We start from the raw sequence: 14,529 nt of genomic DNA, 5'->3' as shown, positions 1-14,529 counted from the left end.
TTGGACTACACCAGATTCTGCAATCCGCTTCTTGGTTTGCATCGGATCAGCTCCTCTCCGCTTTGCAGTGACAGCACCACCAGTTCAATGAAACTGTTGATTTGCACGTACAGGCCAAGGAAGTGGTCGATCACCTGCACGAACAGGTGCATGCCGCTGCCGATGAAGGCTTCCTCGTCCAGCGTGATGCGCACTTCCACGCCATGCGCCAGCGAGGTACCGCGCTTGTGCCGCAGCCATGTCGTGGTGGGCCCGTGCGCCAGGGCCACGATGCCGCCGATCTGGCGCTGCGAACTTGCCGATTGGGACAGGTCGTAGAGCGTCAGCATTTCGCGCAGCGCCGGCAGGCCTTCCTGGACCAGCGCGTGATGATTCAGCGCCAGGTGAGAAATCAGGCGCCAGTGCAGGCCCGCGCCTGGGGAAAAGCGGCGCGGCTGGCTGGGGCGTCGCAGCATGTGCAGTGCGGGGCCGCCAGCGCATGGCTGCAAGTCTCCTTGCGGCTGGCCGTACTTGAGCGACAGCGGGAGATCGCGGTTACCGCATGTCAGCGACAGCGACAAGCTGGCCTTTTCATGGATCAGGGGATTGAAGTCGCTGTCGATCAGCGTGATGCGCTTTTCGTGACCAGGACTCTTGATGGCCAACGCCGTATCGTGGCGCATGATCCAGTAATGGCCTTGCTGCGCCGCCCCCTCGCCGTGGCGCAGGCTGTACAGGGGACGAAATTCGGTCAGCGTGCTTTCGCCGCCGCGCTGACGCAGCAAACGCACGGCGTCGACGGAGGCCACTTCATAACCATGGGCATGGGTAGCATGGGCCAGCACGGGATAGTCGGTCTTCTGCCGGGTGACGGAGATCGGCACGCCTTCCTGGCGGAAGAGATTGACCGCCGGACTGCAGCCCAGCTTTAAGTTTTCGCTGGAAATGCTGGACAACATGCGCGCCTTGGCCGAATCGGGCCGCAAGCCGGCCATGCACAGATGCAGGGTGAAGCGCCGGCAATCGGGCGGCAAGGCGGCACCCAGCGCCGCGCTATCGATGTCGAAGAAATTGAATTTTTCCGGATACGCAAAATACTCGCTCAGGATGCGGTATGCCGGCTGCGAACGGGCGCCAAAAGGCAGCAAGGCGTCCGTGTCGGCGAAGCCGACTGGCGTCAAGGGCACTTCGGATAATGCAAGCCATTGCCCCGCGTCGGCCGACACAAAGGCGCAGACCGTATGCATGAACAAGGCATCGCGCAATGCGGCGGAAAACGAAGCTTCGCCATCGATAAAGACGCGCAGCGATGCGGATGCCGCATCGACATGCCGGAGGCCGATGTTCAGCGAGGAACTGGCTGATGCCGGCAGGCGCAAGCCTGGCGGCGCCTTGATCATCGCATCGAAAGACGCGCTGTCCAGTACCGATGCGCCGGTCGTCATGTCGTAGACCGTCTTGAAGCGGCAGCGCACGCCGCGCACGGGCGCTGTATCCATTTCGCTGCCGGCAGGCAGGTGCGATACGCCGGTTCCCGCCGCTGGGGTGGGCTGGCGCACGATGCTGCAGGATGGAAAGGGGCGCAGATAGTGCGGGAACAGGGCTTCGAACAGGGCTTCGGTAAATTGCGGATAGTCATCATCGAGCCGTTTCGAGATGCGTGCCGCCAGCATGGCCACCGATTCGATCAAATGTTCCACGTGCGGATCTTCGCAAGACTCGCCGGACATATGTAATTTGCCGGCGATTCTCGGATAGCGCTCGGAGAATTCACGGCAATGTCGCCGCAGCATCACCAGCTCGCGTTCGAAATATGGCAGCAAGTCCTCCATCTCTCTTTTCCTATGTCTTTGCAGCGGAATGGCCAGTATCCGAGCGTTTGCTCCAAGGTAAATTGCGTTTGCGCAAATAATTGAACAGGGTTGCTGCGCAACATCAAGGACGTTCAAACTGATGACTGCAGACTGGCAAAGCAGCAAGATTTCAACGCTCAATATGGAGAACGCCATGACTCTGCCATCCAAATTACTCTGGTCCGAAGGCCTGGCCATCGGTCCCCAGCAATTCCAGCAACTGGACCGCTACCATGAAGCGCGCCTGCAACGTCTGGCCTCATTGATGAATCCCCATTTGTGGGGCGTGCAGGGCGTCAGCTGGAACCCCGATGCACTGGCCAACAACAGCCTGCGGGCGGATGCCATGTCGCTCGTCTTTCAGGATGGAGAACTGTTTGACGCGCCGCTGGGCGATGTATTGCCCAGCGCGGTTGACCTGTCCAGGCTGCCTGCCAGCGAACATGGTTTTACGTTTTATGCCGCGCTGCCCGCACTGCAGGAACATGGCGGCAATGTGAACTCCGCAGGGGCGCGCTATGTCCAGGCGGATGTCGAAACCCCGGACCTGTACAGCGAAGCGGTCAGCACGGACGTCGCTTACCTGAAGAAACGCGTGTACCTGCTGTCGCAACTGGACCCCCTGAATGACTACCTTGCCATCCCGGTGATCCGTTTGTACCGCGCTGGCAATGGCAGCTTTGAAATCGATACCTCTTTCATTCCGCCTGGGCTGACGGTGGGCGCGGATTCCTCATTGCAGAAACTGCTCGATTCGCTGATCGACCGCATGGGAGCGAAAATTGAATCGTTGTACAGCCGCCACCGTCAACCCGGTAACAACACGGTCGAATTTCATGGCGGTGACGTTGCCTCGTTCTGGATGCTCCATACCTTGAGCAGCGCCAGCGCCATGCTCAGTCATTGCGCCAGCTACCGGCGCTACCATCCCGTGTATTTGTTTGAAAAACTGATGGCGTTGGCCGGTGGCTTGATGACGTTTTCGAAAAAATATACGCTGAACGACCTGCCTTCTTATTGTCACGATGACGCGGCTCCCGGTTTCGGCAAGCTCGATGGCATCATTCGCGACCTGATCGATACCGTGCTCCTGTCGCGCTACTTCCCGATTCCCCTGTCCAACGACGCGCAACAGAACACCCACTATCATGGTTTGCTCGATGCCAGGCGGATTGACCGCCAGACCGAACTCTGTCTTGCGGTCAATGCCGACATGCCGGCGCTGGAACTGGTCGCCACGGTGCCCTTGCAGTTCAAGATTTCATCTCCGGACAATATCGACCTCCTGCTGGCACGGGCGCTGCCGGGGGCCGAGTTGCGCCATATGGCCCAGGTTCCCGCCGAAGTGCCGGTGCGGCCGAACACATATTATTTTTCCATCGATAGCAAGGGCAGCATTTATGACAGCATGATCAAGGCACAGGCGATTGCGATTTACGTGCCGGCTGGCATAAAGGGGCTGAAGCTGGAGTTGTTCGGCATCAGCGGCGCGGCTGCATGACGATGGCTGGCGCTGCGAGCGCATGTATCGTGAAAAGATTGCCCTAAGGAATAGACTTGCCCCCGCAGTTGACGTTATCATGTTTTTGTAAGTGTCGGTGGCTGAGTATTCAGTCCATGGGTAAAACATGGTGACAGGCGAGGGCGAGCATGGGCATGGCGAATGATGCGTGAGGTGCCGGGCGGCGGGCGGGGCAGGGCAGCGGTGCGCCGTTGCTGCTGCGCATTGCTGCTGGCGTCAGGCGTTGCCGCCGCTCCTGCCGCCGTGCCGGCCGCCGCGCCGCTGCACGGCCAGCGCGTGCTGTTCCTCAACGCTTACGATTACGGCCGTGCCGGCGTGGAATCGTACACGCGCACCTATGTGGCCGCCATGACGGCCGCCGGCGTGGCCAGCGAAGATGTCATGGTCGAGCACCTGAACCTGAACACCCAGGGCGACCCCGCGCAACGGGGCGAGATGCGTGATTTGTTGCTTTTGAGATACACCCACATGATGGGCCGCAAGGCCGACCTGATCATCGCCATGCAGCAGCCGGCGCTCGATTATCTGCTGTCGGACCTGGCGCCGCTGGCGCGCGGCGTGCCCGTGCTGGCGATCAACACCTCGGGCCGGGCCTTGCCCGCCGGCAGTCCCCCCGCCATCTGGCAGCAAAAGGCGAATGTCGATTTTCCCGGCACCCTGGCGCAGGCGATGTCGCTGTTTCCCGATACTAAGACCATCTTCATGGCCGTGGGCGCCAGCGAGGCCGACCAGGCCCTCAAGCGCAGCATGCAGCAGGCGGCGCAGGCTTGGCAGGGGAAGGTTTCTATGGAGTATCTTGACGGCCTGACCCTGGCGCAGATGCGCGAGACGGTGGCGCACCTGCCCGCCGACAGCGTGCTGGTGGCGGGCAATGTCAACCGCGACGTGGCCGGCGCCATTGCCACGCCCGTGCAGTTTGCCGGTGAACTGGCGCGGCTGGCGAACGTCCCCGCCTTCGGCATGTATAACGCAAACGTGGGCAAGGGCATCCTGGGCGGGTCCATCCTGCACATCGAGCGGGCCGCGCAGCAGGTGGCGCAGATGTCGCTGGAGTTGCTGTCCGGTAAGGCACCTGCCGCGCCGGGAGCCTTGCTGCCGCCCGCGCGTCCCGTGCCCATGTATGACTGGGAACAGGTGCGGCGCTGGGATGCCGACATCGGCCGGCTGCCGCCGCACACCCTGTTCGTCAACCGTCCGCCTGAACTGTGGCATGAGCACCGCGTGGCCGTGCTGTCGGCCGGCGCCGTGTTTCTCTCCATGGCGGGCTTGCTCAGCGCCCTGCTGCTGCAGCGCCGCCGTTTGCGCCGCGCCGAGAGCGAGGCACGCGAAAGCGAGCAGCGCTTCCGCATCCTCGTCGAGCATGCGCCCGAAGCCATCGTCGTGTACGACCTGGACCTGGACCGCTTTGTCGACGCCAACAGCAGCGCGCAGAGCATGCTGGGCCTGTCGCGCGAAGCGCTGCTGGCGCGCGGGCCGTTCGACCTGTACAGCGGCGAGCAGCCCGACGGCCTGCCGCTGGGGCTGATGATGGAAGAGCATTTGCGCCGTGCCATGCTGGGCGAGCCCATCCTCGTCGAACGCAATGTGCGGCGCGCCGACGGCAGCACCTTTCCCTGCGAAGTGCGCCTGGTCAGGCTGCCCATGGAGGGGCGGCGCCTGGTGCGCAGCGGCATCGTCGACATATCCGAGCGCAAGCACAGCGAGCGTGAGCTGCTCGGCTACCGCGACCACCTGGAAGAGCTGGTGCAGCAGCGCACGGCGGCCCTGTCCGTCGCCGTCACCGAGGCGGAATCGGCGAACCGCGCGAAAAGCGTTTTTCTCGCCAACATGAGTCATGAATTGCGCACGCCCTTGAATTCCGTGATCGGCTTTTCGCAGATGATGGCCGATTCGAGCAGCATGTTCGAGGAAGAAAAGCATAACCTGGCCATCATCAACCGCGCAGGCCACCATTTGCTGACATTGATCAACGACATCCTCGAACTGTCGAAGATCGAGGCGGGCCGCATGCAGCTGCAGACGGGACCCGTGGATTTGCGCGGCCTGCTCGACGAGGTGGTCGAGATGGTGCGCATGCGCTCGGGCGACAGGGGCATCGCCTTGCGGCTCGAGTGTTCCGGCGTGCCGCCGCTGGTGCGCCTGGACGGCGCCAAGCTGCGCCAGGTGCTGCTCAATCTGCTGTCGAATGCGCTCAAGTTCATCGAGCAGGGCAGCGTGACCCTGTCGCTGGCGTGCCAGGCGCAGGACGATGGCCAGGTGGCGCTGGCGTTCGCCGTGCGCGACACGGGCAGCGGCATCGCGCAAGAGGACCTGGAGCGCATCTTCGAGCCTTTCGTGCAGGCCGACAGCGCCGTGGCGCAGGCCGGCACGGGGCTGGGCCTGACCATTTCGCGCGAATTCGTGCGCCTGATGGACGGCGAACTGCGCGTCGAATCGACCTTGGGCGCCGGGTCCGTGTTCCGCTTCGACCTGCGCGCGCCATGCGTGCTGCGCCCCGTCGCCGCGCCGCAGGCGCCGGGCCGCGTGGCGCGCTTGCCGCCCGGCCAGCGCGGCCGCGCGGTGCTGCTGGTCGACGATGACGACAACTGCCGCAAGCTGCTGGCCGGCCTGCTGGCGCCGCTCGGCTTCCTGCTGCAGGAGGCGGCCGGCGGCGCGCAGGCGCAGGCGATGCTGGCGGCGCAGCGCTACGACATGGTGCTCAGCGACTGGCGCATGCCCGATATCGATGGCCTGGCGCTGACGCGCTGGCTGCGCGCACAGGATGGCCTGGCGCAGCCGCGCCTGGTGATCATGACGGCTTCCGCCTTCGAGGAAGAAAAACAGGAGGCGCTGGCGGCCGGCGCCGACGGCTTCCTGCGCAAGCCGATCGAACAGGAACACCTGTTCGCCATGCTGGAGCAGCAGCTGGGCTTGCGCTTCCAGCGCGCCGCCAGCGAACAGGCGCAGGATGGCGCGGCGGGCGGCGCCTTCGATCTTTCCTTTGACCTGGATCAGGCGCTGGACCATCTCGACGCCGCCGAACGGCAGGTGCTGCTCGACTCCGTGCGCGCGCTGGACCTGCGGCGCAGCGCCATCGTGCTCGCTGGCGTGGCCACCCGCTGGCCGCAGCTGGCCGCGCATCTGTGCGCCATGCTGGAGCAGCACCAGTACCAGCAGCTGTGCGCCGCGCTGGCGCTGCCCGTGGCATCGGCGCAGGCGCAGGGCGCCGACGCATGACGCAGCCTGGGTTCAAGCATGCGCGCCTGGGCGGCGTGTCCATCGTGCTGGCCGTCAGCGTGGCGCTGACCTTTGTCGTCACCGTGCTGCTGCTGGTGTTTGCCGTGCTGTTTTACCAATCCGAACGCGAACAGCGCTGGCAGCAGCTGCGCCACAGCCTGTCGGTCAGCGCCGACCAGCTGGCCGTCGCCATCGAGCTGCCGCTGTGGAACCTCGATGAAAAGCAGATGCTGGCCATCATGCGCAGCACCCTGGGCAAGCGCGAGCTGGTGGCCAGCGCCCTCACGCCCGGCGTCGGCAAGGAAGCGCTGGTCCTGCGTCGCAACGGCGACGGCGCGTTCGAGAGCGTCTCCGTGCTGCCCGGCGATCCCGGCCTGCTGGCGGCGCGGCGCTCGGTGACGATGGGCGGGCAAGTCATCGGCGCCGTCACCGTGTATGCCACGCCGGCCCTGCTGCATGCGCAGCTGCGCCAGCGCGCGCTGGCCATCGGCGCCATGATCGTGGCGCTCGACGTGATCCTGGTAGCCAGCATCTGGCTGCTGATGTGGTGCCTGATGATCAAACCCCTGCGCGCCATCGGCCAGTATGCGGCCGGCGTCAAGGCGGGGCAGAGCGAAGCGTTCGGCATCCCGCCGAAAGCCTGGTTCCTCGGCGAGCTGCGCGCCCTGTACCGCAGCATCCGCGACATGGTGGCGCTGCTCGACAGCCGCTACCGCGCCTTGCAGCGCAGCGAGGAGCGCGTGCAGATGGCCACGGGCGCGGCCAGCATCGGCATCTGGGACTGGAATGTCGCCAGCGATGAATTGCAGTGGGATGAACAGATGTATGCGCAGTTCAGGGCCGATGCGGGCGGCGCCACGCCGGCGGCGATCTGGCGCGCGGCGCTGGTGCCGCAGGACGTGCCGGCGGCCAAGCTGGCCTTGCGCACCGCGCTGGGCGCCGGCCACGCGTTCACGCACGAATACCGTATCCGGTGGCCCGATGGCGCCATCCGCTACATCAAGGCCGACGCCGTGATCTTCCGCGACGGGCAGGGCATGCCCATGCGCCTGGTGGGTTCGAACTACGACATCACGGCGCACCGCGAGGCGGAACTGGAACTGCTGCGCCACCGCCATCACCTGGAGGAACTGGTGGCCGAGCGCACGGGCGCGCTGTCGGTGGCCGTCAGCCAGGCGCAGGCGGCGAACCGCGCCAAGAGCACCTTCCTGGCCAACATGAGCCATGAACTGCGCACGCCCTTGAATTCCGTGATCGGTTTTTCGCGCCTGATGGCCGCTTCGCCCAATATGCAGGACGATGAAAAGCGCAACCTGGCCATCATCCACCGCTCCGGCAATCATTTATTGAGATTGATCAATGAAATCCTCGAGCTGTCCAAGGGCGAGGCGGGACGCCTGCTGGCGCAGATGGAGGTGGTGGCGCTGGCGCCGCTGCTGCAGGAAGTGATGGACATGCTGGGCATGCGCGCCGAGCAGCAGGGCATGGCGCTGCGCCTCGATTGCGTCGCCGTGCCGCCGGCCGTGCTGCTCGACGCCACGCGGCTGCGCCAGGTGCTGCTCAACCTGATGTCGAACGCCGTCAAGTTCGCGGGCGGCGGCACGGTCACCCTGACAGTGCGTGGCGAGCGGCGCGATGGCGATCAATGGCTGCTGTCGTTCGCCGTCAGCGACACGGGCATCGGCATCGCCCGGGAAGACCAGCAGCGCGTCTTTGAACCCTTCGTGCAGGCCGACAGCGCTGGACCGAAGGACGGCACGGGCCTGGGCCTGGCCATCTCGCGCGAGTTCGTGCAGCTGATGAAAGGCGAACTGACGCTGGAGTCGACGCCGGGGCAGGGCGCCACCTTCAGTTTCAGCATCCCCGCGCAGGCGGCCGAGGCGCCGTTGCCTGCGCTGGCGCCCGCTGCCGCGCCGCCGACGCCCGAGGCGCCGCCCGCCCTGCAGGCGCGGGACCTGGCGCTGCTGGCGCGCGATGAGCGCGCCGCCTTGCTGGTGGCGCTGCGCGAGTTGAACCTTGCCAGGGTGGCGTTGCTGCTGGCGGCCCTGCCGGCGGCGGCCGCACCGTTGCTGGCGCCGCTGCAGGCCATGCTGGACCAGCATCAGTACCGCCAGTTGTGCGACTTGCTGGAGAATGAGGACGCGCTGGCGCACGCGTAAAAGTGTGGGCTGACAACATCGGTTTCGCTGAAAAGACGGCCTAAGTGGCGCCGATGGATGGTGCTAGATTGCAATAAAGATTATGATGATAATACGTAGTTCATCGCAAAGAAATGTCTTGTCCAGCGCGGCAACGGACCGCCGCGCCTCATCCAAAGCTGAGAGAACTGCTACATGCACCGCGATTTTTCGGAAGTAAATTCGAAGGGCGAAGTACTGATCGTTGAAGATACGCCGGCGTCGCTGAAGCTGTTGAGCGATTTGCTCGGCGGCGCCGGCTATGCGGTGCGCCAGGCGCCGAATGGCGAACTGGCCCTGTGGACGGCCCAGGCGCGCCCGCCGGAGCTGATCCTGCTCGACGTGCGCATGCCGGGCCTGGACGGCTTTGAGGTGTGCCGGCGCCTGAAGGAAATTCCTGCGCTGCGCCAGGTGCCCGTGATCTTCCTGTCGGCCCAGTACGACACGGACGACAAGGTGCGCGGCTTCGCGCTGGGCGCCGTCGACTTCATCGCCAAGCCCTTCCAAGCCGAGGAAATCCTGGCCCGCACCGACGCGCACGTGCGCCTGGCGCGGGCGCAGCTGCAACTGGCGCAGGAGCGCGCCAACCTGGAGCGCCGCGTGGCCGAACGCACGGCGGAACTCGAACAGGTGGCCAGCACGCTGGCGCGCGAAGTGCAGATCCGCCGCGCCAACGAGGAATTGCTGCGCCTGTCCGGCCAGGTCTTCGAAGCCACGCAGGACGCCATCCTGATTACCGACCCGGCCGGCGTCATCGTCACCGCCAATCCCGCGTTTACCCGCATCACCGGCTACGCCGCGCAGGAAGTGGTGGGCACGGACATCATGCGCCTGCACGCCGAATACACGGGCGAAGCGGTGCTGCTGGCCCTGCGCCAGGGCTTGCGCAGCAGCGGCTGCTGGTCGGGCGAGGTGCAGACGCGGCGCAAGAGCGGCGACACCTATCCCTGTTTGCTCAGCGTCTCCACCGTGCATGGCCCCGATGGCGCCGTCGTCAATTACGTGGGCGTCTTCCTCGACATCAGCGAGCGCAAGGCCGAGCAGCACCTGATCGATTTCCTCTCCTACCACGACGCGCTGACGGGCTTGCCCAACCGCGTGCTGATGCGCGAGCGCTTCGAGCAGGCGCGCGTGAGCGCCGTGCGCGACCGCCAGCAAGTGGTGCTGATGTGCCTGGACCTCGACCGTTTCAAGAATATCAACGACTCGCATGGCCAGGCCGTGGGCGACAAGGCGCTGCAGGTGGTGGCGCGCTTCCTGTCCGGCTGCGTGCGCGAAGGCGACACGGTGGCGCGCCAGGGCGGCGACGAATTCCAGATTCTGCTGCTCGACGATCCCCTGCTGGGCCGCACGCTGGCGCTGGCGCAAACCATCCTGGCCGGCCTGCGCGAAGAGCTCAGTGTCGACGGCGAGCGCCTGGCGCTGACGACGAGCATCGGCATCGCCCTGTGCCCGGCCGACGGCAACAGCCTCGACGACGTGCTGCGCCATGCCGACACGGCCCTGGTGCGCGCCAAGGAAATGGGGCGCGACCACTATGCGTTTTTCACGGAGCGCATGGGCAGCGATATCCGCGCCCGCCTGGCCATGCAGCAGCAGCTGCGCGGCGCCATCGGCCGCGATGAATTCGAAGTGCACTACCAGCCGCAGATGTGCTTGCGCACGGGCGCCATGCTGGGCGCGGAAGCGTTATTGCGCTGGAACAACCCGGTGCTGGGCAAGGTGCCCCCCGGCCTGTTCATCGCGCTGGCCGAGGAATATGGTTCCATCACGGCCATCGGCGAATGGGTACTCGAAAGCGTGTGTGCGCAGATCCGCGTGTGGCACGACGCGGGCCTGGGCAGCATCAAGGTGGCCGTCAACCTGTCCGGCAAGCAGTTTGCGCAGGACCGCACGGTGCCCTTCGTCGAGGCGGCGCTGCGCAAATACGACATCGCCCCCGCCTGCCTCGGCATCGAGATCACGGAAAGCACGGTGATGGGCGACCCGGACAAGGCCGTGGCGGCCCTGACGCGCCTGAAGGACATCGGCGTGGGCATTTCGCTCGACGACTTCGGCACCGGCTATTCCAGCCTCGGCTACCTGAAACGCTTCCCCATCGACGTGCTGAAGATCGACAAATCCTTCGTCGACGACGTCACCACCAGCAGCAGCGACGCGGCCATCGCCCGCTCCGTCATCTCGCTGGCGCACAATCTCGACATGCGCGTCATCGCCGAAGGCGTGGAAACGCGCGAACAGGTGGCCTTCCTGACGGAACACGGCTGCGATGAAATGCAGGGCTATTATTTCAGCCGCCCCCTGGCGGCCGCCCCATTCACGGCCCTGCTGCGCGAGCGGCGCACGCTGGCCGTGGCCCAGGAGCCAGGCCTCTAAAGGGCTGGCTCTCCGCGCCGCGGTGCGGCCGATGCACCATGCCGGTGCGTCCGCTGCAGCGCGGTGCGCGATTCTCACGCTTCCTTCCCCTGGCGCTGGCATATATCCTGCTTAGGTAATCGCTTATTTACGCGATTGCCCCGCATGCCAGACAGCAGCCATCCAGTCATGCCTACACCAGCCGGCGCCCACAGCGCCTGGCAGGCGCAGTTGCGCCTGGGCTTTGCGCTGCACGACGGCGTCAGCCGCCTCGTCGAACGCGCGCACAGCGGCCCCCTGCGCGTGCAAAAGCCTTTGTATCCGGAAGGCGACGCCGTCTGCCATGCCATCATCATCCATCCGCCCGGCGGCGTGGTGGGCGGCGACCGGCTGGCCGTCGACGCCACGGCGGGCGACGGCGCGCACGCCTTGCTGACGTCGCCCGGCGCCGCCAAGTGGTACCGCGCCAACGGCCATGTCTCGGGCCAGCACGTCGTGCTGCGCGCGGGCGCGGGCGCCGCCATCGAGTGGCTGCCGCAGGAAAGCATCTTTTTCGACCAGGCTTGCGTGCGCCTGCACCATGAGGTGGAACTGGCGGCGGATGCCGGCTACATCGGCTGCGACGTCGTCTGCCTGGGGCGCAGCGCCTCGGGCGAGACATTCAACGAGGGCAGCATCAGCCAGCAGGTACGGATACGCCGCGGCGGCAGGCTGCTGTGGTGCGAGCAGGGCGTGCTGGCCGCCGGCGGCGCCCTGATGGCCAGCCCCCTGGGATTGGGAGGGCACACGGTATGCGCCACCCTGATCGCCGTCGGCACGCCCGTCTCTGCATCCGTGCTGGCCGCCTTGCGCGAGATCCAGGTGCCTGCCGGCGCCGCGTTTGGCGCCACGCACATGAAAGCGCTGGTGGTGGTGCGCCTGCTGTGCGGCGACAGCGAGGCGGCGCGCCGCGTCATGCTGGCCGCCTGGCAGCTGCTGCGCCCCGCCATGCTGGGACGCGCCGCCGTCGTGCCCCGCATCTGGAACACTTGAACATTAAAGAAGCGTAAGGAAAACCATGGACCTGACACCCCGCGAAAAAGACAAGCTGCTCATCTTTACGGCCGCGCTGCTGGCCGAACGGCGCCTGGCGCGTGGCTTGAAATTGAATTATCCGGAAGCGGTGGCCCTGATCAGCGCGGCCATCATGGAAGGGGCGCGCGACGGCAAGTCCGTGGCGCAGCTGATGTCGGACGGCACAAAAATTCTCTCTCGCGCCGACGTCATGGACGGCATCGCCGAGATGATCCCCGATATCCAGGTGGAAGCGACCTTCCCCGACGGCAGCAAGCTGGTGACCGTGCACCACCCGATACCGTAACCCTACAAGCGACATTGACAGGAGCCCCTCATGACCCCAGGCGAATACAAACTGGAAGAAGGCGAGATCAGCTTGAATGCCGGCCGCGCCACGGCCACCGTGGTGGTGGCCAACCGCGGCGACCGGCCCATCCAGGTCGGTTCGCACTTCCACTTCTTTGAAGTCAACCCTGCGCTGGCCTTCGAGCGCTGGCGCGCCTACGGCATGCGCCTGAACATCACGGCCGGCACGGCCGTGCGCTTCGAGCCGGGCCAGCAGCGCACGGTGGAACTGGTGGCGCTGGCGGGCGAGCGCAAGGTCTACGGCTTCAACGGCGAAGTGATGGGCGAACTGCAAGACACTCCACCGGGAAAGGATTGAGATGGCCAGCATTCCCCGCAGCGCCTATGCCGAGATGTTCGGCCCCACCAAGGGCGACCGCATCCGCCTGGCCGACACGGAACTGTTCATCGAGATCGAGCATGACTACGCCATCTACGGCGAAGAAGTGAAATTCGGCGGCGGTAAAGTCATCCGCGACGGCATGGGCCAGTCGCAGCGCTGCGCGGCCGAAGTGATGGACACCGTCATCACGAATGCCGTCATCCTCGACCACTGGGGCATCGTGAAGGCCGACATCGGCCTGAAAAACGGTCTGGTCTTCGGCATCGGCAAGGCGGGCAACCCGGACATCCAGCCCGGCGTCACGCTCGCCATCGGCGGCGCCACGGAAATCATCGCCGGCGAGGGCCTGATCGTCACGGCCGGCGGCGTCGACACGCACATCCACTTCATCTGCCCGCAGCAGATCGAGGAAGCCCTGATGAGCGGCGTGACGACCATGCTGGGCGGCGGCACGGGACCTGCCGTGGGCACTGCCGCCACCACGTGCACGCCGGGACCGTGGCACTTGCACGCCATGCTGGCGGCCGCCGACGCCTTCCCGATGAACCTGGGCTTCATGGGCAAAGGTAACGTCAGCCTGCCGCTGCCGCTGGAAGAGCAGGTGCGCGCGGGCGCCATCGGCCTGAAACTGCACGAGGACTGGGGCAGCACGCCGGCCGCCATCGACAACTGCCTGTCGGTGGCCGACCGCATGGATATCCAGGTGGCGCTGCACAGCGACACCCTCAACGAGGGAGGCTTCCTTGAGCACACCCTGGCCGCCTTCAAGGACCGCACCATCCACACCTTCCACACGGAAGGGGCGGGCGGCGGCCATGCGCCCGACATCATCGCCGCCGTGGGCCAGTCCAACGTGCTGCCCTCGTCGACCAACCCCACGCGCCCGTTCACCGTCAACACGCTCGACGAGCACCTGGACATGCTGATGGTATGCCACCACCTGGACCCGGCCATCGCGGAAGACGTGGCCTTTGCCGAGTCGCGCATCCGCCGCGAAACCATCGCCGCCGAAGACATTCTGCACGATATCGGCGCCATTTCCATGATGTCGTCCGATTCGCAGGCCATGGGCCGCGTCGGCGAGGTAATCATGCGCACCTGGCAGACGGCGCACAAGATGAAGGTGCAGCGGGGGCCGCTGGCGCCCGACACGGCGCGCAGCGACAATTTTCGCGCCAAACGCTACATTGCCAAGTACACGATCAATCCGGCCATCACGCACGGGATATCGCACGTGGTCGGTTCCATCGAGGCGGGCAAGATCGCCGACCTCGTGCTGTGGAAACCGGCGTTTTTCGGCGTCAAGCCGTCGATGATCTTAAAGGGCGGCATGATCGCGGCCGCGCAGATGGGCGACCCGAACGCGTCAATTCCCACGCCGCAGCCCGTGCATTACCGCATGATGTTCGGCGCCTTCGGCGGCGGCCTGAAAAAATCGTTTACGTTCGTCTCGCAGGCGGCCTACGAGCTCGATATCGGCCACCAGCTCAAGCTCAACAAATCCGTCATCGCCGTGAAGAACATGCGCGGCTTGCGCAAGGCGGACATGATCCACAACGGCGCCACGCCGCACATGGAAGTGGACCCGGAAACCTACGCCGTGCGCGCCGACGGCCAGCTGCTCGTGTGCGAGGCTGCGGCCGCGCTGCCCATGGCGCAGCGTTACTTTCTATTTTAGGCAGG

General features: G+C 65.5%; 9 protein-coding genes. 8 read left to right on the top strand and 1 reads right to left on the bottom strand.

Annotation, left to right across the window (positions count from 1 at the left end; all coding sequences use genetic code 11):
• Positions 1 to 5 precede the first annotated feature (5 nt).
• Positions 6 to 1,811 carry a type VI secretion system baseplate subunit TssF gene (gene tssF, locus BXA07_RS24370; RefSeq protein WP_076571702.1) on the bottom strand — a complete coding sequence of 602 codons (1,806 nt, stop codon included), beginning with the start codon at positions 1,809 to 1,811 and terminating at the stop codon, positions 6 to 8.
• A gap of 175 nt (positions 1,812 to 1,986) precedes the next feature.
• Between tssF and tssK the strand changes: the two genes are divergently transcribed.
• The 8 genes from tssK (at position 1,987) to ureC (ending at position 14,524) form a co-directional block, all read left to right on the top strand.
• Positions 1,987 to 3,333, top strand: a complete 1,347-nt coding sequence (gene tssK, locus BXA07_RS24365) for a type VI secretion system baseplate subunit TssK (protein WP_076571797.1) — start codon at positions 1,987 to 1,989, stop codon at positions 3,331 to 3,333.
• A gap of 162 nt (positions 3,334 to 3,495) precedes the next feature.
• The gene (locus tag BXA07_RS24360; protein WP_083708506.1) at positions 3,496 to 6,570 is read left to right on the top strand and encodes a sensor histidine kinase; all 3,075 of its coding nucleotides are present in this window, start codon (positions 3,496 to 3,498) and stop codon (positions 6,568 to 6,570) included.
• Positions 6,567 to 8,729, top strand: coding sequence for a sensor histidine kinase (locus BXA07_RS24355; protein WP_076571698.1), 2,163 nt, complete (start codon positions 6,567 to 6,569; stop codon positions 8,727 to 8,729). The genes BXA07_RS24360 and BXA07_RS24355 overlap by 4 nt, the downstream gene beginning before the upstream one ends.
• 174 nt (positions 8,730 to 8,903) lie before the next feature.
• Positions 8,904 to 11,123, top strand: coding sequence for an EAL domain-containing response regulator (locus tag BXA07_RS24350; RefSeq protein WP_076571696.1), 2,220 nt, complete (start codon positions 8,904 to 8,906; stop codon positions 11,121 to 11,123).
• 168 nt (positions 11,124 to 11,291) lie between these two features.
• Complete coding sequence (locus BXA07_RS24345) at positions 11,292 to 12,134, top strand: urease accessory protein UreD (RefSeq protein ID WP_244556392.1); 843 nt, start codon at positions 11,292 to 11,294, stop codon at positions 12,132 to 12,134.
• 25 nt (positions 12,135 to 12,159) lie between these two features.
• Complete coding sequence (locus BXA07_RS24340) at positions 12,160 to 12,462, top strand: urease subunit gamma (RefSeq protein ID WP_034751936.1); 303 nt, start codon at positions 12,160 to 12,162, stop codon at positions 12,460 to 12,462.
• Between the two features lie 30 nt (positions 12,463 to 12,492).
• The gene (locus tag BXA07_RS24335) at positions 12,493 to 12,822 is read left to right on the top strand and encodes an urease subunit beta (RefSeq protein WP_076571695.1); all 330 of its coding nucleotides are present in this window, start codon (positions 12,493 to 12,495) and stop codon (positions 12,820 to 12,822) included.
• Between the two features lies 1 nt (position 12,823).
• Positions 12,824 to 14,524, top strand: coding sequence for an urease subunit alpha (gene ureC / locus BXA07_RS24330; protein WP_076571693.1), 1,701 nt, complete (start codon positions 12,824 to 12,826; stop codon positions 14,522 to 14,524).
• Positions 14,525 to 14,529 lie beyond the last annotated feature (5 nt).

The sequence above is a fragment of the Janthinobacterium sp. TND4EL3 genome (assembly GCF_900156175.1).
In the GTDB taxonomy this organism is placed as follows: Bacteria; Pseudomonadota; Gammaproteobacteria; order Burkholderiales; family Burkholderiaceae_D; genus Janthinobacterium.
The sequence above is the reverse complement of the archived record's forward strand: the minus strand, read 5'-3'. Positions and strand labels throughout refer to the sequence as shown.

Excerpts from the sequence above, each read along its gene's own strand:
- ureC (WP_076571693.1), top strand. The coding sequence starts at position 12,824 with ATGGCCAGCATTCCCCGCAGCGCCTATGCCGAGATGTTCGGCCCCACC.
- tssF (WP_076571702.1), bottom strand. The coding sequence starts at position 1,811 with ATGGAGGACTTGCTGCCATATTTCGAACGCGAGCTGGTGATGCTGCGG.
- tssK (WP_076571797.1), top strand. The coding sequence starts at position 1,987 with ATGACTCTGCCATCCAAATTACTCTGGTCCGAAGGCCTGGCCATCGGT.
- BXA07_RS24360 (WP_083708506.1), top strand. The coding sequence starts at position 3,496 with ATGATGCGTGAGGTGCCGGGCGGCGGGCGGGGCAGGGCAGCGGTGCGC.
- BXA07_RS24340 (WP_034751936.1), top strand. The coding sequence starts at position 12,160 with ATGGACCTGACACCCCGCGAAAAAGACAAGCTGCTCATCTTTACGGCC.
- BXA07_RS24350 (WP_076571696.1), top strand. The coding sequence starts at position 8,904 with ATGCACCGCGATTTTTCGGAAGTAAATTCGAAGGGCGAAGTACTGATC.
- BXA07_RS24355 (WP_076571698.1), top strand. The coding sequence starts at position 6,567 with ATGACGCAGCCTGGGTTCAAGCATGCGCGCCTGGGCGGCGTGTCCATC.
- BXA07_RS24345 (WP_244556392.1), top strand. The coding sequence starts at position 11,292 with ATGCCTACACCAGCCGGCGCCCACAGCGCCTGGCAGGCGCAGTTGCGC.
- BXA07_RS24335 (WP_076571695.1), top strand. The coding sequence starts at position 12,493 with ATGACCCCAGGCGAATACAAACTGGAAGAAGGCGAGATCAGCTTGAAT.